Origin of the sequence: Mesorhizobium sp. B2-3-4 (assembly GCF_006442315.1) — a bacterium.
Classification (GTDB): Bacteria; Pseudomonadota; Alphaproteobacteria; order Rhizobiales; family Rhizobiaceae; genus Mesorhizobium.
On sequence record NZ_VFVY01000023.1, the window covers coordinates 77,680 to 93,301 of the forward strand.

Below are 15,622 nucleotides of genomic sequence, written 5' to 3' on the forward strand. Positions count from 1 at the left end.
GGCGTGGATCAGCCGAGGTCGATCTGCAGGATTTCCGGGCGCATGCCGAAACGGATCGGCAGATTGCTGAAGCCGAGCCCGCCCGAGACGATCAGATTGCGGTCGTTCTCCACGACATGGCCATAGGCGTAGCGATTGCCGAACTGCGACGGCACGATGGGCGAATAGCCGAACAGCCGCACTTGGCCGCCATGGGTGTGCCCCGACAGCGTCAGCGACACACGCCACGGCACTTTTGGAAAAATGTCCGGCTCGTGCGCCAGCAGGATGACAGGCGAAGCATCGCTGACCTTGGCCAGAGTACCGTCGAGATCGTCCAGCCCCCTGGGCGGCTCGTGCTTCTTTCTCGGCAGCAGCGCCAACTGGTCGGCGAGGCCGGCGATCCAGACGCCGTGCCCGTCCTTCTCCAGGCGCACGGCGTCATTCTCCAGAACCGGGATGCCGGCTTTTTCCAGCGCCTTGCGGGCGATCGTCGGGCCGACCTCGGCGCGTTGCGCGAAGCCGTCTGCCCACCAGTCGTGATTGCCGAGGATCGACAGCACGCCGAGCGGCGCCTTGAGGCCCGACAGGGCGCCGGCCCATTCCGGCGGCGTCACCCTGTGCGACACCAGGCTCCTGCCGGCTATGTAGTCGCCGAGCAGCACGATCAGGTCCGGCTGCAAGGCATTCGCCTCTTCGGCCAGCGAAGCGATGCGCTCAGGCGTCATCCATGGCCGGCAGGCGTGGATGTCGGCGAGCGCCACGACGCGCAGCTTCAGGCCATCAGGCCAGTGCGGCGGCGTCAGAGCATAGCGCTTCACATGCGTCAAAAGCATCGGCTCGATGCCGACGGCATAGGCGCTGAACGAGGCGACCGACAGGAACGACCCGCCGATGAAGCGCAGGAACCCGCGTCTGCTTATCATTCCATGGCTCCACCTGGATCATCCGGCTTGCACCCGATGCATGTCGCTCAAGGGAAGACCACATGCGAACGAAGGCAGCGCGCCGATACAATCCAGGAATACGCCGGCAAGCCGGCGAAGATGAGGAGAATTTGCGCAGGCCCGTTCACTGATGCTTGATCGCTGGTCCGGGAAGCCGTGGCTGATCGCTTGCCCGCTACTCTTCCTGGAACAGGTTGATCTGCTGCTGCGCCAGGTCCTTCGGCGCATCGAGGCCGAGATGCCGCCAGGCATTGGCGGTCAGCATGCGCCCGCGCGGCGTACGCTGGATGAAGCCCTGCTGGATGAGATAGGGCTCGATGATGTCCTCGATCGCGTCGCGCGGTTCGGAGAGACCCGCCGCGATCGTCTCGATGCCGACCGGCCCACCGCCGAAATTGCGCGCGATCATCGAGAGATACCGCCGGTCGAGAGCGTCGAGCCCGAGCGCGTCGACCTCCAGCCGGGTCAAGGCCTCGTCGGCGATCAGCCGGTCGACATGACCGTCGCCGGCGACCGAGGCGAAATCGCGCACGCGCCGCAACAGCCGGCCGGCGATGCGCGGCGTGCCGCGCGCGCGCCGCGCGATCTCCAGCGCGCCATCCTCGCCGAGCGGCATCTGCAGGATGCGCGCGCCGCGTCGCACGATCTGCTCCAACTCCTCGACCGTGTAGAAATTGAGCCGCACCGGAATGCCGAAGCGATCGCGCAGCGGATTGGTGAGCAGCCCGAGCCTTGTGGTGGCGGCGACCAGGGTGAAGCGCGCAAGGTCGATCTTGACCGAGCGCGCCGCCGGTCCTTCGCCGATGATCAGGTCGAGCTGAAAATCCTCCATTGCCGGATAGAGGATTTCCTCCACTGCCGGGTTGAGCCGATGAATCTCGTCGATGAACAGAACGTCGCCTTCTTCGAGATTGGTGAGCAGGGCCGCGAGATCGCCGGCCTTGGCGATAACCGGCCCGGAGGTCGAGCGGAAATTGACGCCGAGTTCGCGCGCCATGATCTGCGCCAGCGTCGTCTTGCCGAGCCCCGGCGGCCCGACGAACAGCACATGGTCGAGCGCTTCCTTGCGCCCCTTGGCGGCCTCGATGAAGACCTTGAGGTTGGCCCGCACCGCCGCCTGGCCGACGAAATCGTCAAGCGTCTGCGGCCGCAAGGTCTGGTCGGCATCCTCGCCGCGTTTTTCCGGCGCGATCAGACGGGGGGACAGGGTCATGCGGCCTTACTCGCATATGGGCAAAAGCCCGACAAGCCAGCGCTCACCGCGCCAATTCCTTCAGCCCGAAACGGATCAGCTTGGACGCATCCGCGCCCTCGCCCGCCGTCTTCAGGGCTGCCGACACCGCATTGGCGGCGATGTCGCGGGAATAGCCGAGATTGACGAGCGCCGAGACCGCGTCTGTGATCGGAGCCGGGGCGACGCCTTCGCCCAGTTCCTGCTTCAGGCCGATCGTGCCGGAGGCGGCACCCGCATAGGCCGGCGCCTTGGCTTTCAACTCGGTGACGATGCGTTCGGCCACTTTCTTGCCGACGCCGGGCGCGCGCGACACCATCGCGATATCGCGCAACGCGATGGCATTGGCGAGGTCCGCCGGCGCCAGTGTCGACAGGATGGCGAGCGCCACCTTGGCGCCGACGCCCTGCACATTGTTCATCAAGAGCCGGAACCACTCGCGCTCCAGCCCCGACTGGAACCCGTAGAGCCGGATCATGTCCTCCCGCACATAGGTCTCGATGAACAGAACCACCGCTTCGCCAGGCGAAGGCAGGGCCGCCAGCGTGCGCGCCGAGCAGTAGGCTACGTAACCGACGCCGTGCACGTCGACCAGGCAGTGGTCCTCGTCGATCTCGTCGAGTGTGCCCTTGAGCTTTCCGATCATTTCGGGGCTTCCTAATCAGGGGTCTGTGTCGGGCGCGATAAGCTCGACGTCAGGAAAGTACGTCCTGAAACCTGTCGGATCGCGCGTAAGAATGGGATAGCCGCGAATGACGGCATGTGCCCCTATCAGGAAGTCGGGCATCACCTTCTCACGCGGACCGCCCATCCGGCGGTAGATCGAGAACGCCCTCGACGCCGCGAAGGCCGCCTCGAACGGCAAACCCTCCCGCCGGAATTCGTCTTCCGGCAAGACACTGTCGACATCATCTATCGTCTCATAGCGCATCGAGAACTCGGCATAGATGATCTGATTGATGATCAGGCTGCCCTGTTTGAGCGCAGCCGTCATTTTCGACCGCGACCATCTCGACCACACAGGATCGCGAACCGCGATATCGATAAGCACGTTGGTGTCGACGAGCGTCGCCAAGATCAGCGATCCCGAGTGAAAGCCATGACGTCATCCGCGTTCATCGACTGATCGCCGCTCCCCGCCAGCCGATCGAGTGCAGCGAGAAACCGGTCGAGCCTCTCGCGATCCGCAAGCCGTCCTCTGTCATGCTTGGGCGTGATCGTGATCTTGCCGCCCTCAATGCCGAAGATGACTTCGCTGTTGGCGTCGATCCCGAATGTCTCCCGCAGATCCCGCGGGATTGTCACTTGGCCCTTGCTCGTCACACGCATGAAATACACCTTTCTTACAAGTAAGGAATATTCCAACTAAGTGAACAAGTCAAGAACATCCCTAGCCGGCAAGCGCCATCCGGTAGGCGGCGCTCTGGCGGTGATGCGCGTGGCAGATGGCGATCGCCAGCGCATCGGCAGCATGTTCGGTGTCGAAGATCGCCTTCGGCAGCAACACCTTCACCATCATGTGGATCTGCTTCTTATCGCCGTGGCCGACGCCGATGACGGCCTTCTTCACGGCGTTGGGCGCGTATTCGGCGACGACGAGGCCCGCCCGCGCCGGCACCAGCATGGCGATGCCGCGCGCCTGGCCGAGCTTCAGCGTCGCCACGGCATCCTTGTTGACGAAGGTCTGCTCGACGGCGGCCTCATGCGGCATGGCCTGGTGCAGCACCTCGGCAAGCCCGTCATGCAGTTGGCAGAGCCGTGTCGCCAGCGCCGCCTTGTCCTCGGACCGCACGGTGCCCGAGGCGACAAAGCGCAAGGAATTGCCGAGGCTCTCGACGATGCCCCAACCGGTGCGCCTGAGCCCCGGATCAATCCCGATAATGCGAATCGCGTCCCCCATCCGTCCAACCTACTCCCTGGGCGGACAGCGATGCCAGCGAAATGTGAACAAACCGGAAACGGAGGATTTAGTTGCGGGCAAACGCCGTGTTGAGCAGGCTTATCTGATCCGAGACCGGATTGGGCCGGCGCGCCACCGGCTGCAGGTCGACCATCGCGCCGGCGCCGTAGATTTCTTCGTCCATGCGGCGCACCAATGCCTGCAGGCGCAGCGACCGGTTGACGAGGTCGAGGAAATCCTTGGGCAGTTCAGCCCAGCCGGCGGCCTCGTCATGGGCGGAAGCCGTGTCGAGGCGCACCTTGGATTTTTCCGAGGCGACCTGGTCGCGGGTCATCTCGCCGGAGTTCGCCGCGCGCTGCAAAAGCAGCCAAGAGGCAACCTGCATCAGCCTTGTGGTCAGCCGCATCGATTCGGCAGCGTAAAGCGTGGACGCCAGCCGCGACAGCTTCTTGGCCTCGGCCCGGCCCTTGCCGTCGAGATACTCGGCCGCCTGTTCGACGAGCCCCATGCCTTCCTGGTAGAGAGGTTTGAAGGAATGCGAAAAAACCCGCCGCTCCGCCAGCTTGACGGTTTTCGCACTGCCCTTCGAAGGCTCGTTCATTGATAACGCCCCTGCACTTGCAACCGGCCGATTCGGTTCTCTGCCGATACACCCGGCACCCTATATGACTGAAGCTTGAAAATGCGCTTCGTCCCGAGCGAAGGCAAGCACATGTTTAACAGAAGGTTAACGGCGTGCGGTCGCCCGCCAGGCGGACAAAAAAAGAGCCGCGGATAAGGCGGCTCTCAGGAGTTTAACAGGGAGGCGTCAAACAAAGTGGCTCCAACCACTCGGTAAGAATCCAGATCACTGGATGGACATAGTAAACGCCTGTAAAGCTTAATGAACCCTTAACGGTGCCGATATTTTTCGACCGAAGCCCCGGTTCCTGTGCCGTAACAAAACAGTTCCGGCACCAAGGGCATCGTTCAGGCCTTCTTCCAGATCACCGGCAAGGCGATGAAGGCAAACAGCAGCATGCCTGCGTAGAAGCCGATCGACGATATCCCCAGCAACGGCTCGATCCCCGGATTTCCGGCAAGCAATATGTAAAGGCCGATCATGAGCCCGATGCCGCTGATTGCCGTCAACCAGAAATGGACGAGGGCCAGCGTCTTTTGCCCCGCGGCCGGAAACAGGTGGTAAAAGAACGCGAAGACCGCCGACATCAGCCATCCCGCCACCATCGTGTGGGCGTGGGTCGGCATCTGGCCATGGTCTTCACTGATGGCCATGTGGATGCCGAGCGCCATGCCGCACAGCGCATAGATGATCGCCAGCGTGAAGAAATTCCGAGCTGCCCCTTGCATGTCAGTCCCCCGAATTGCCTTTTCCCGTTGACGGGAATGGGTTGATCCTCAGGCGATTTTCATCGCCGCCGGGCTCCCGGCGTCGGCGCGCTCGCATCGGTGATTTCCGGACGATGTCGCGCCGCCCCTCCCAGCCCGGCTACGCTAGCAGAAAAACCTATGTCGGGTCACGATATTAGCGCGCACTTGTTCGATGATTGCGCTCCGCTCGACGACGGCCGAAACAGAGCCGGATTTTCCGCGACATCGTTCCGAAACAGGCGCCGCGCTAGACGCCCGCTCCTCTGGCGGCCGGCGCAAATCCGCGCCGCCGCAAACCGGAAAACTGCCCCAGGAGCAACTCATGGACTGGTATTCGATCGTCAAGTTCCTTCACGTCGTCACGGCAACGCTTTGGGTCGGAGGCGGGTTCGTGCTGTTCCTGCTCGGCGTGATCGCCGAGCGCGCCGACAACATCGAGGACAAATTGCAGGCCATGCGCGCCAGCGGTCAGTTGGGCGGCAAGTTCTTCGCGCCGATGTCGCTGCTGACCCTGGTCTTCGGCCTCACCATGTGCGGCTTCTGGGTCGGCTTTTCCGATCTGTGGATCGTGATCGGCCTCTTCGGCTACGCGACCACCTTCTCCATCGGCATGTTCATCTTCAAGCCGACCGGCGAGCGCATGGGCGCGATGATCGCCAAGGACGGCGTCACGCCGGCCGCGCTTGAGATCGGCCAGCGCATGATGCGCGTAGCGCGGTTCGACTATGCGGTGATGCTGGTCATCGTTGCCGACATGGTGCTCAAGCCGACGCTGCACGACACCGGCATTCTGGCCGGCATGGCGGTGGTCGTGGCGATCGGCGCCGCCTTGGCCTTTGGCGGCAGCCGCCGGCTCGTCACGAGCGCGGTTTGATCGAAGGCGAGCGTGGCCCGCACCGCGCGTCGCCCCTACATCAGTCCGGCGATGCCGTCCCACAGGAGCTTCACCGCGACGACCGCGACGGTGGCGTAGGTGAAGGGATAGAAGACCTCCGGCCGCATGCGCCGGACCAGCCAGGCGCCGGCGACGGTCGACAGCGGCGCCAGCGGCATCAGCACGGCGGACGCCGTCAGATTGGCGGTGTCGAACTGGCCGAGCGCGAAATAGGGCACCAGCTTCAGCGCATTGGTGGCGGCAAAGAAGATCGCCGCCGTGCCGGACAGCACCTTCGGGTCGAGCCTTATCGGCAAGGCATAGACCTGGAAGGGCGGGCCGCCGACATGCGCGACGAAGCTGGTGAAGCCGGCGACCGTGCCCCACAGGGCAGCGGCCACGCGATTGGGCGCGGCCGCATGGTCGGAGCCATGGCGAAACTGCAGATAGAGCCAGCGCAGCACGAAAATGATGGCAACGGCGCCGACGATGAGCCGTACCGCCTCCTCTGTGACCAGTGCCGCCGTCAGCCAGCCGAGCCCGATACCGATGACCGCGCCCGGCATCATGTCGACCAGCATCTTGCGGTCGTACACACCCCACCACGTCCACACCGAGACGATGTCCATCAGGCACAGGATCGGCAGGAGGATGGCGGCGGCCTGCACCGGCGGCATGGTCAGCGCCATCAACGGCACACCGACGAAGCCGACGGCGCCGCCAAAGCCGCCCTTGGACAGGCCGACCAGGATGACCGCAGGAATGGCGGCCGCATAGAACCACGGATCGAGAAGCAGGCCTGACATGGGGGGAACTGGTCTGGAGGGAAAGCGTGTCAACGCCTGATAGCCCAGAATCGCGTGCTCGGCGACCGCAAATATGGCCGGCTGCGACAGCCTGCCCAACCGACCTCGAATAATTATCGGCGCGCCGAAACCAGCAGGAACATCGGCCGCTCGAGTTCTTCCGCAAGGTCCGGGCTGGCCGCGATCTGCGCGTCGGTCGGACGGAACTCCTCGACATGCCCGATCGTGAAGCCCGTCCGGATCAGCGTGTTGAGCGTGGTGCCGATGGTGCGATGATGTTTGACCACGCCCTTGGCCAGCCAGTCGGTCTGGCGCGGCCCTTCCACCAGGTACCGGTCGACAGGCCAGGTCTTTTTCCCGTCCCCATCGATCGACCAGCCGGGACTGGTTGGGGCCATGTAGATCGGATGTTCCGTCGAAAAGACGAAACGGCCGCCAGGCACGAGAGCCTGGTGCACGGTCCCGAACAGGCGCTCGATGTTCTCGACATAGTGCAAGGCGAGCGAACTGTAGGCGAGGTCGAAGCCTGCCGGTGGCAGGCTGAGCTCGTCGAGATCGGCCCGCGCATAGGTGATGCCGGTGTCCGGGCCGGCCGCTCTCGCACGGTCAAGCATCTTCTCCGACAGGTCCAGTCCCAGGATCTGCCTGGCGCCATGCTCATGCGCCCAGCGGCAGAACCAGCCGAAGCCGCAGCCGAGATCGACGATCCGCAGGCCGTCGACCTCAGGCAACATCGCGCGAAGCGCCGGCCACTCGGCGGCGCCGTCCAGGCCTTCGACCGAGCGACCAAGCTGGCCGTAGCCCGCGAAGAAATCCGGCTGATCGTAAATGTTCTGCGCCATGCTCTTTCTCACTCTTCAGACGGTCATCTGGCGGCCGCGCCCTCGGCGTCAAGACTACGAGGCCGACGGCAACCCGAGTGGCGGCGGCCGCCGGCGGATCGGCTGTGCCTTGATGATGGCGGTGCTGGTCTCGGCCTTGTCGGCGATACGGTCGAGAATACCGTCAAGATCGCCGATCGAGCGCACGAAGAGCCGGGCGACGAAACAGTCGTCGCCCGTCACCTTGTCGCATTCGCCGAACTCTTCGATCTCCTCGATCAGTTTCTGGACGATGTGCAGCTTGCCCGGCAAGGGTTTGATCCGCACGATCGCCTGCAGCGTGTAGCCGAGCGCCAAGGGATCGATCTCGACGGTGAAGGCCCGGATGACGCCGCGTTCCTCGAGCCGCCGCAGCCGCTCCGAAACGCTCGGCGACGACAGCCCGACCTGAGCCGCCAGCTCCTTCAGCGATGTCCGTGCATCCCTGACCAGGATTTCCAGCAGATTTCGGTCGAGGTCGTCCAGCATTTGCTTTTCTCCAGGCTTTCTCGCCGCATTCCTAATATAATTAGGCAAACTCCTCATAGTACCTTTCTAAGCTGATGGAAAGCCCGCGTACCTCATGAGATTATACAGGCTCAACGGGTTCGGAGGCTTATCATGAACGAAACGGTGCGCGGCACGGTCGAGATGTCGGCGGCAATGGCGATCCTGGGGACGATCGGCTGGTTTGTCGTCATGTCAGGCCAGCCGATCATGGATGTGGTGTTCTGGCGCTGCGCTTTCGGCGCGGTGACACTTCTCGTCATCTGCACCGGCCTTGGATTGCTGCGCGACAGGCTGTCGTTGCGCATCATCGGCATCGCGGCGCTTGGGGGTGCGGCTATCGTCGTCAACTGGCTGCTCCTGTTCAGCGCCTTCTCGCGCGCCTCCATCTCGATCGCCACCGCGGTCTACAACACGCAGCCCTTCATGCTGGTCGGCTTCGGCGCGCTCTTCTTCGGCGAGCGCCTGACATTGACCAAGCTGACCTGGCTGGCGATCGCCTTCGCCGGCATGGTGCTGATCGTCCAGGCCGCCCCCGACGCCGGCGACATCGGCACCAACTATTTCGCCGGCATCGTGATGGCGCTCGCCGCCGCCTTTTTCTGGGCCGTCGCGGCCATCGTCACCAAGAAGCTCAAGGGCACGCCGCCGCATCTGATCGCGCTGATCCAGGTCTGTGTCGGCGTCCTCATGCTGGCGCCCTTCGCCGATCTCAGGCATCTCCCCGCCGATCCATGGAGCTGGGCGATGCTCGCAACGCTCGGCGTCGTCCACACCGGCCTGATGTACATCCTGATGTACGGCGCCATCCAGAAGCTGCCGACGCACCTGCAGGGGTCGCTGTCCTTCATCTATCCGGTCGTCGCCATACTGGTCGACGTCACCGCTTTCGGCCATCGGCTGCATCTCAGCCAGATCGTCGGCGCCGCCGCCATCCTGATCGCCGCCGCCGGCATGAACCTCGGCTGGACGCTGTGGAAGTCGAGAACACCAGCGGAAAACACGCAGCCCAGCAGATAAGGCGAAGGTGATTTGCACCGGACGCAAATCTCATGCGATTGACGATCCGGTGCAGGCAACGGGTGGTGGCGTGCACATCGGAGCCTTTCAAAGACGACTGCTGCCCCGTGAACGCGTCCTGTGGAGCGGTATGCCCGCACAGGGCGTATTTTTCACCGGGCGGGATATGTTTCTGATTCCGTTCAGCCTGCTCTGGTGCGGTTTTGCGATTTTCTGGACTTATATGGCCGCCAGGCAAGGCGCGCCGCTTTTCTTTGACGCCTGGGGAGCGATGTTCATCTGCATCGGGCTCTTCTTCGTCTTTGGCAGGTTTGCCGTCGACGCATGGCTGAGGCGACGTATCTCCTACGCGGTCACCGACAGGCGCATTCTCATTATGCGCACCGCTCCTTTCGCCAATTTCACGTCCATCGATCTGGAGCGGCTCCCCGACATTCAGCTGAGCGGCGAGGGAGAAAAGCGCGGCACATTGCGCTTCGGCGCCGCGACGTCATTCTTCGGAAGCCCGGGCGCCTGGCCTCGGTCCCGTTATCAAGGTTTCGGCAGCTGGTCGCCGGCCCTCGACCCCGTGCCGCAATTTCTTGGCATTGAGTATCCGTCGAAAGTGTTCGACATCGTCACGAAGGCCGGCAATGCCCTTCGTCATGACCGCCCAGTGTCGTCGGGCGGCTGACATCTGTTCAATCTCGGCGCTTTGCTCTATGCCGCAATCCAACCATCTTCGCCCGGCATAGGCGAAAACCGGGATCGAAGAACCATGAATGACGCAACGCCCCCCAACCGCTGCCGCATTGTGCTGATCGCGCCGCCCGGCGTGCCGGCCGCCCGCATCGCCGCCGCATTCGATGGCGGTGACGTCGCCTCGCTGATCCTGCCCGAGAACGGCATGGACGAGGCCACCTTCCAGGCCTTCGCCGAGCAAATCGTGCCCGCGGCGCAGGCCGCTGGTGCCGCCGTGATCATTGCCGGCGACACCCGCATCGCCGGGCGCGTCCAGGCCGACGGCATCCATGTCGAGGTTTCCAAGGCAGAACTCGCCGAGACGGTCGAACATTTTCAGGCGAAGATGACGGTCGGCGCCGGCGGCGCCAAGACGCGCGACGATGCGCTCGAGCTTGGCGAGACAAGGCCTGACTACATGTTCTTCGGCCGCTTCGGCTACGACAACAAGCCCGAGCCGCATCCGCGCAACCTGTCATTGGGGCAATGGTGGGCGCAGATGATCCAGATCCCCTGCGTCGTCGAGGCCGGTTCCGATCTTGCCTCGGTCGAAACCGTGGCTGCCACCGGTGCCGAATTCGTCGCGCTGTCGAGCGCCGTATTCGCCGACGGCGTCGATGCCAGGGCGGCGGTCGCCCGGGCCAATGCGCTGCTCGACGAAACCGCGCCGCGTTTCGAGGATTGACGTGTCGCTGGCGAGGCTTTCCTTTCAGGCCCTGCTTGCGGCGCTCATGATTGAGGCCGCCGGAGCCGAAACGATTCCCTTGCCGCAGGCCAGGCCGGAAGCCGGCGTGCACACCGACAAGCCGATCGAAAAGCAGCTGCCGCAGCCCGCCACCACCGCCGAGCCGGCCCCGCTGCCGTCGGCCGACACCATCAATCCCGACCGCTTCGGCGCCAAGCCGGCGGACGCCGCCTACGGCGCCTTCCAGCGCGGCCTCTACAAGACGGCCTATAATCTGGCGCTTGTCCGCGCCCAGAACGGCGACCCGGCGGCGCAGACGCTGGTGGCCGAGATTCTGTCGCGGGGGCTCGGCGTTCCGGTCAACTCGGCGGAAGCCGCGAAATGGTATGCGCTTGCCGCCGAACAGGGCGTTCCGGAATCGCAGTTCCAATATGCGCTGATGCTGCTCGATGGCCGCTACGTCAAGAAAGACACCAAAGAGGCCTATGCGCTGATGCAGGCGGCGGCCGAGGCCGGCAACCAGCTGGCGCAGTTCAATTTCGCCCAGATGCTGGTGCAGCAGGATCCCGGCGACGCCGGCCTCACCAAAGCGGTGTCCTATTACGAGCGCGCCGCCGCGACCGGCCTCGCCGACGCGCAATACGCCATGTCGCAGATCTATGCCAATGGCGTCGGCGGCAAGCCGCGTGACGACGCGCAGGCGCGACGCCTGCTGGCGCAGGCCGCGCGCCAGAATTACGACACCGCGCAGATCGACCTCGCCGCCTGGATGATCGAGGGCCGCGGCGGCGCGCGCGACCTGAAATCGGCTTTCGGCTGGACGAAGCAGGCCGCCGAAGGCGGCAATGTCGCGGCCCAGAACCGCCTGGCGAAACTCTACATGCAAGGCATCGGCACCGATCCGGACCTGGTGCTCGCCGGCGCCTGGTATATCGTCGCCCGCCGCGCCGGCCTCATCGATCAGGAGATGGACGATTTCCTGCAAGGCCTGAGCGACGACCAGACCAAGCAGGCCCTGCAGAAGGCGAACCGCCTGCCCTGAGGCCGGTCAGCGCGTGTGATCCAGGACGACTTTGCCGAAGGGTGAGCCGTGTTCGACATGATGGAACGCCCCGGCTGCCTCCCGCCATGGCAACACCTTGTCGATCACCGGCCTCAACCGGTTGACGACAAGCGCGCGGTTCATCGCCTCGAAGGATTCGCGCGAACCAACCGGTATGCCGCGTGCCCTCACCTGGCGGCGGAAGATGTCGAGCGGATTGATTGCCCCCTCATTGCCGCCGAGATAGCCGATCACGTTGATCTGCGCGCCGCGCGCCGAAGCGCGCAGTGACTGGACGAAGCTTTGCGGGCCGCCGACTTCGATGACGTGATCGGCCCCTCGTCCACCGGTCAGCGCCAACACCGCCGACCCCCAATCCGGCTCCTTGCGGTAATTGATGCCGTCATGGGCGCCAAGCGCCTTCGCGCGGACGAGCCTGTCGTCGCTGCTCGACGTGACGATGACGCGTGCGCCGGCGACGGCGGCAAACTGCACCGCAAACAGCGAGACCCCGCCGGTGCCGAGACTGAGCACCGTCTCGCCGGGCTTCAGCCGGTCTTCGGTGAACAGCGCGTGCCAGGCCGTCACGGCGGCGCAGGGCAATGTCGCCGCCTCGACATCGCTCAGGTGCTCCGGCGCGAGAACCGCGGCCTGTTCATCCAGCCGGGCGAACTCGCTGAGCAGTCCGTCGATGGGGCCGCCTCGTTGATAGGAGGATTCGGCCATGGCGAAACCGCCGCCGACCCAACGCTGCCAGAAAGTGGCGCAGACGCGGTCGCCGACCTTGAAGCGGCTTACTTCGGCGCCAACCGCGACCACCTCACCGACGCCGTCCGAAAGCGGCACCAGCGGCAGCGCGAACGCGGTGTGGTAACTGCCGCGGGCGATTTCGACATCGCGGTAATTGAGGGCGGTAGCCTTGACCCGGATGATCATCTCCTGACGACCCGGTTCCGGCATCGGCCGCTCGACCAGTCTGAGATTGTCGATCCCGCCAGGCTCCTGCAATTCGATGGCCTTCATTGTCGACCCTTTCTGTCTGAGCTCCGTGGAAAGGAAAATCGCTTGCCTTCACCCTGATTTCAAATTCATAATAATCAGAATGATTATGCATTTAAGAGCATGTGTATGATCGAGGAATTGCGCACGCTCGTTCTGTTCGCCGAGGAGGGCTCGATCCAGAATGTCGCCCGCCGCCTGCCTTTGACCCAGCCCGCCGTCACGCGTCAGATACAGCGGCTGGAGGACATGCTCGCCACGACACTTCTCGATCGCCGGCAGAAACCGCCGCGCCTGACCACAGCGGGATTGGAGGTCCTGGAGCGCGCGAAGGACATACTGGCTTCGGTCGAGGCCCTGAAAGCCTTCGCCGCCGACGCCGAACCGCAAGGCGTGCTGCGTGTCGGCCTGGTGCATGGCCTGTCCGACGTCGGCGTCGCGGGCGCCATCGCCCGCGCGGCGTCCGCGTTTCCAAAAATATCGTTGCGGCTCAAGACCGGCTGGAGCGCGGAACTCGTCGAGCAGTTCGAACGCGGCCAACTCGACCTGGCGATCGTTCTGCGACCTGCCCATCCCCCGGAGCCGAACGCGCTCGGCACCGAACGTCTGGCGGTCATAGCAAGGGCTGGCGACGCGGAACCCAATTTTACGGACACCGCTCGAGCTTCGCTGCCCTGGGTGCTCAGCCCCGAACCCTGCGACGCGCGCCAGAGGCTTCTGTCCATTCTGGGCGGCGAGCGGCACCGGCTCGTCGTGGCGGCGGAAATTCAGGACCCCGCGATGCAGATGGAATGGGTCCGTCGCGGACACGGGCTGGGCCTCATGCCGTTGCGGCTCGCGGCGCGTGGGCTTCCCGACGGCCTTACCGTTGTCGATAGCCCGGATTTCGATCTTTCGTTGCAGGTCGTGGCCCTGCGTTCTCCCCATCTGAACCGCCTGGCCAAGGTCGCCGAGGCCATTGCAAGGACCGTCGGCGAGGCCATCCGGATAGAGAGCTGATGCCGGTCGGCCGGGGTGAGCCGATCCGGCCTCCCTTGCCTCTCCGGGCGATTTGTGGTCTTGGGAGCCCCTAAATCGCCTGTCCCGGCGAAAATCTCATTCCGGATCCAATCATCATGGCCAAGATCAATGGCAACGAAATCCGTCCCGGCTATGTCATCGAACACGATGGCGGCCTCTGGGTCGCGGTCAAGACCAACACCGTCAAGCCCGGCAAGGGCGGCGCCTACAACCAGGTCGAGCTGAAGAACCTCATCAACGGCACCAAGCTCAACGAGCGCTTCCGCTCGGCCGAGACCGTCGAGCAGATCCGGCTCGATCTCAAGGATTTCTCCTTCCTCTACGAGCAGGGCGAAGCGCTGGTGTTCATGGACACCGAAAGCTACGAGCAGCTCGAACTGAACAAGGATTTCGTCGGCGACCGCTCGGCCTTTCTGCAGGACGGCATGATGGTGACGGTGCAGCTCTATGAGGAAAAGCCGATCGGCATTTCGCTGCCCGACTATGTCACCCTGACCATTACCGAGGCGGATCCCGTGGTGAAGGGCCAGACGGCGGCATCCTCCTACAAGCCGGCGGTGCTGGAAAACGGCATCCGGGTGCTGGTGCCGCCCTTCATCGGCGCCGGCGAACGCATCATCGTCGACACCAACGAAATCACTTACGTGCGCCGCGCCGACTGATGCATCTCGACCAGTGGCCGATTTTGTAGTCACTGACATGCACCGAGACAGAATCTAGCCGCGCCGCACCAGGAAGAAGCACTATGGCACGCTCCGCCCTCCTCAACGTCATGGTCCAGGCCGCAATGAAGGCCGGCCGCTCGCTGTCGCGCGACTTCGGCGAAGTCCAGAACCTGCAGGTCTCGATGAAAGGCCCGGGCGACTATGTCAGCCAGGCCGACCGCAAGGCCGAGGACATCGTCTTTGCCGAACTGTCGAAGGCGCGCCCCGGCTACGGCTTCCTGATGGAAGAGCGCGGCGTCATTGAAGGCGACGACAGCCAGCACCGCTGGATCGTCGATCCTCTCGACGGCACCACCAATTTCCTGCACGGCATTCCGCTGTTCGCCGTCTCTATCGCCCTGGAACGCCAGGGCCAGATCGTCGCCGGCGTCATCTACAATCCAGCCATGGACGAACTCTATACGACCGAGCGCGGCGGCGGCGCCTTCATGAACGATCGCCGCCTGCGCGTCGCCGGCCGCACCAAGTTCATCGACTCCGTCGTCGGCTGCGGCGTGCCGCATCTGGGGCGTGGCCAGCACGGCCAGTTCCTGGTCGAGCTGCGCAATGTGATGGCCGAGGTTTCCGGCGTCAGGCGCCTCGGCTCCGCTTCCCTCGATCTCGCCTATGTCGCCGCCGGGCGCATGGACGGGTTCTGGGAAGTCGGCCTGTCGGCCTGGGACATCGCCGCCGGCCTGCTCTTGATCCGCGAGGCGGGCGGCTTCGTTTCCGACATGGACGGCGGACAGGACATGCTGGACAACGGCTCGGTCGTCGCCGGCAATGAGGTGATCCAGCGCGCCCTGCTCAAGACGGTGAAGATCCCGTACGCGCCCCGCTGAGGCGATCCCGGCGCAGTGCCGGAAAAGCGCGGGGCGCTTCCCCGGCGGAATCGGGCAAGGGCCTGCCGCGCGCTGAAGCGACGCAGTCGCAAAACCGCAAACAAAGCTTGAAATA

Annotated in this window: 20 protein-coding genes; 8 read left to right on the plus strand and 12 right to left on the minus strand. The window is 64.2% G+C overall.

The window, feature by feature from the left end:
• Positions 1-8: 8 nt before the first annotated feature.
• The 8 genes from FJ967_RS28020 to FJ967_RS28055 all read right to left on the minus strand — a co-directional run bounded on the left by FJ967_RS28020 (position 9) and on the right by FJ967_RS28055 (position 5,407).
• Entirely contained in the window at positions 9-905 is an 897-nt protein-coding gene (locus FJ967_RS28020) for a metallophosphoesterase (RefSeq protein WP_140735551.1), read from the minus strand.
• A 196-nt stretch (positions 906-1,101) separates the two neighbouring features.
• Complete coding sequence (gene ruvB, locus FJ967_RS28025; protein ID WP_140735552.1) at positions 1,102-2,139, minus strand: Holliday junction branch migration DNA helicase RuvB; 1,038 nt, start codon at positions 2,137-2,139, stop codon at positions 1,102-1,104.
• A gap of 43 nt (positions 2,140-2,182) precedes the next feature.
• Positions 2,183-2,803, minus strand: coding sequence for a Holliday junction branch migration protein RuvA (gene ruvA, locus FJ967_RS28030; protein WP_140735553.1), 621 nt, complete (start codon positions 2,801-2,803; stop codon positions 2,183-2,185).
• A gap of 15 nt (positions 2,804-2,818) precedes the next feature.
• On the minus strand, positions 2,819-3,232 hold the full coding sequence (locus FJ967_RS28035; RefSeq protein ID WP_140735554.1) for a type II toxin-antitoxin system VapC family toxin: 414 nt from the start codon (positions 3,230-3,232) through the stop codon (positions 2,819-2,821).
• Between the two features lie 2 nt (positions 3,233-3,234).
• Complete coding sequence (locus FJ967_RS28040; protein WP_140735607.1) at positions 3,235-3,486, minus strand: AbrB/MazE/SpoVT family DNA-binding domain-containing protein; 252 nt, start codon at positions 3,484-3,486, stop codon at positions 3,235-3,237.
• A gap of 61 nt (positions 3,487-3,547) precedes the next feature.
• Entirely contained in the window at positions 3,548-4,057 is a 510-nt protein-coding gene (gene ruvC / locus FJ967_RS28045; RefSeq protein ID WP_140735555.1) for a crossover junction endodeoxyribonuclease RuvC, read from the minus strand.
• Positions 4,058-4,124: 67 nt separating this feature from the next.
• A complete protein-coding gene (locus FJ967_RS28050; RefSeq protein WP_140735556.1) occupies positions 4,125-4,658 on the minus strand; it encodes a DUF1465 family protein in 534 nt (177 codons plus the stop codon).
• Positions 4,659-5,026: 368 nt separating this feature from the next.
• Positions 5,027-5,407 (minus strand): hypothetical protein, encoded by a 381-nt coding sequence (locus FJ967_RS28055; protein WP_140735557.1) that lies wholly within the window; start codon positions 5,405-5,407, stop codon positions 5,027-5,029.
• Between the two features lie 343 nt (positions 5,408-5,750).
• Here FJ967_RS28055 and FJ967_RS28060 point away from each other — a divergent pair, with 343 nt between their 5' ends.
• Positions 5,751-6,302 (plus strand): DUF2269 family protein, encoded by a 552-nt coding sequence (locus tag FJ967_RS28060; RefSeq protein WP_140735558.1) that lies wholly within the window; start codon positions 5,751-5,753, stop codon positions 6,300-6,302.
• A 35-nt stretch (positions 6,303-6,337) separates the two neighbouring features.
• Here the strand turns inward: FJ967_RS28060 and FJ967_RS28065 are convergent, their stop codons facing one another.
• The 3 genes from FJ967_RS28065 to FJ967_RS28075 form a co-directional block, all read right to left on the minus strand.
• Positions 6,338-7,108 (minus strand): sulfite exporter TauE/SafE family protein, encoded by a 771-nt coding sequence (locus FJ967_RS28065; protein ID WP_140735559.1) that lies wholly within the window; start codon positions 7,106-7,108, stop codon positions 6,338-6,340.
• Between the two features lie 113 nt (positions 7,109-7,221).
• On the minus strand, positions 7,222-7,950 hold the full coding sequence (locus FJ967_RS28070) for a class I SAM-dependent methyltransferase (RefSeq protein WP_140735560.1): 729 nt from the start codon (positions 7,948-7,950) through the stop codon (positions 7,222-7,224).
• Positions 7,951-8,004: 54 nt separating this feature from the next.
• Positions 8,005-8,457: an Lrp/AsnC family transcriptional regulator gene (locus FJ967_RS28075; protein ID WP_140735561.1), complete on the minus strand. Its 453-nt coding sequence runs from the start codon at positions 8,455-8,457 to the stop codon at positions 8,005-8,007.
• 132 nt (positions 8,458-8,589) lie between these two features.
• On the opposite strand from FJ967_RS28075, the gene FJ967_RS28080 reads away from it, so the two are divergent.
• The 4 genes from FJ967_RS28080 to FJ967_RS28095 all read left to right on the plus strand — a co-directional run bounded on the left by FJ967_RS28080 (position 8,590) and on the right by FJ967_RS28095 (position 11,942).
• Positions 8,590-9,495 carry a DMT family transporter gene (locus FJ967_RS28080; protein ID WP_140735562.1) on the plus strand — a complete coding sequence of 302 codons (906 nt, stop codon included), beginning with the start codon at positions 8,590-8,592 and terminating at the stop codon, positions 9,493-9,495.
• A 7-nt stretch (positions 9,496-9,502) separates the two neighbouring features.
• A complete protein-coding gene (locus FJ967_RS28085) occupies positions 9,503-10,168 on the plus strand; it encodes a PH domain-containing protein (protein WP_140735563.1) in 666 nt (221 codons plus the stop codon).
• Positions 10,169-10,252: 84 nt separating this feature from the next.
• A complete protein-coding gene (locus tag FJ967_RS28090; protein ID WP_140735564.1) occupies positions 10,253-10,900 on the plus strand; it encodes a thiamine phosphate synthase in 648 nt (215 codons plus the stop codon).
• A gap of 1 nt (position 10,901) precedes the next feature.
• Entirely contained in the window at positions 10,902-11,942 is a 1,041-nt protein-coding gene (locus tag FJ967_RS28095; RefSeq protein WP_140735565.1) for a tetratricopeptide repeat protein, read from the plus strand.
• A gap of 6 nt (positions 11,943-11,948) precedes the next feature.
• On the opposite strand, the gene FJ967_RS28100 is transcribed toward FJ967_RS28095, so the two are convergent.
• Positions 11,949-12,965: an NAD(P)-dependent alcohol dehydrogenase gene (locus FJ967_RS28100; protein WP_140735566.1), complete on the minus strand. Its 1,017-nt coding sequence runs from the start codon at positions 12,963-12,965 to the stop codon at positions 11,949-11,951.
• Positions 12,966-13,070: 105 nt separating this feature from the next.
• Between FJ967_RS28100 and FJ967_RS28105 the strand changes: the two genes are divergently transcribed.
• The 3 genes from FJ967_RS28105 to FJ967_RS28115 all read left to right on the plus strand — a co-directional run bounded on the left by FJ967_RS28105 (position 13,071) and on the right by FJ967_RS28115 (position 15,507).
• Entirely contained in the window at positions 13,071-13,940 is an 870-nt protein-coding gene (locus FJ967_RS28105) for a LysR family transcriptional regulator (RefSeq protein WP_181176172.1), read from the plus strand.
• A gap of 116 nt (positions 13,941-14,056) precedes the next feature.
• Entirely contained in the window at positions 14,057-14,623 is a 567-nt protein-coding gene (gene efp, locus FJ967_RS28110) for an elongation factor P (protein ID WP_140735568.1), read from the plus strand.
• An 83-nt stretch (positions 14,624-14,706) separates the two neighbouring features.
• The gene (locus FJ967_RS28115) at positions 14,707-15,507 is read left to right on the plus strand and encodes an inositol monophosphatase family protein (RefSeq protein ID WP_140735569.1); all 801 of its coding nucleotides are present in this window, start codon (positions 14,707-14,709) and stop codon (positions 15,505-15,507) included.
• Positions 15,508-15,622: the final 115 nt, after the last annotated feature.

Coding starts and splice junctions, on each gene's coding strand:
- FJ967_RS28020 (WP_140735551.1), bottom strand. CDS start 905: ATGATAAGCAGACGCGGGTTCCTGCGCTTCATCGGCGGGTCGTTCCTG.
- ruvB (WP_140735552.1), bottom strand. CDS start 2,139: ATGACCCTGTCCCCCCGTCTGATCGCGCCGGAAAAACGCGGCGAGGAT.
- ruvA (WP_140735553.1), bottom strand. CDS start 2,803: ATGATCGGAAAGCTCAAGGGCACACTCGACGAGATCGACGAGGACCAC.
- FJ967_RS28040 (WP_140735607.1), bottom strand. CDS start 3,486: ATGCGTGTGACGAGCAAGGGCCAAGTGACAATCCCGCGGGATCTGCGG.
- ruvC (WP_140735555.1), bottom strand. CDS start 4,057: ATGGGGGACGCGATTCGCATTATCGGGATTGATCCGGGGCTCAGGCGC.
- FJ967_RS28050 (WP_140735556.1), bottom strand. CDS start 4,658: ATGAACGAGCCTTCGAAGGGCAGTGCGAAAACCGTCAAGCTGGCGGAG.
- FJ967_RS28055 (WP_140735557.1), bottom strand. CDS start 5,407: ATGCAAGGGGCAGCTCGGAATTTCTTCACGCTGGCGATCATCTATGCG.
- FJ967_RS28060 (WP_140735558.1), top strand. CDS start 5,751: ATGGACTGGTATTCGATCGTCAAGTTCCTTCACGTCGTCACGGCAACG.
- FJ967_RS28065 (WP_140735559.1), bottom strand. CDS start 7,108: ATGTCAGGCCTGCTTCTCGATCCGTGGTTCTATGCGGCCGCCATTCCT.
- FJ967_RS28070 (WP_140735560.1), bottom strand. CDS start 7,950: ATGGCGCAGAACATTTACGATCAGCCGGATTTCTTCGCGGGCTACGGC.
- FJ967_RS28075 (WP_140735561.1), bottom strand. CDS start 8,457: ATGCTGGACGACCTCGACCGAAATCTGCTGGAAATCCTGGTCAGGGAT.
- FJ967_RS28080 (WP_140735562.1), top strand. CDS start 8,590: ATGAACGAAACGGTGCGCGGCACGGTCGAGATGTCGGCGGCAATGGCG.
- FJ967_RS28090 (WP_140735564.1), top strand. CDS start 10,253: ATGAATGACGCAACGCCCCCCAACCGCTGCCGCATTGTGCTGATCGCG.
- FJ967_RS28100 (WP_140735566.1), bottom strand. CDS start 12,965: ATGAAGGCCATCGAATTGCAGGAGCCTGGCGGGATCGACAATCTCAGA.
- FJ967_RS28105 (WP_181176172.1), top strand. CDS start 13,071: ATGATCGAGGAATTGCGCACGCTCGTTCTGTTCGCCGAGGAGGGCTCG.
- efp (WP_140735568.1), top strand. CDS start 14,057: ATGGCCAAGATCAATGGCAACGAAATCCGTCCCGGCTATGTCATCGAA.
- FJ967_RS28115 (WP_140735569.1), top strand. CDS start 14,707: ATGGCACGCTCCGCCCTCCTCAACGTCATGGTCCAGGCCGCAATGAAG.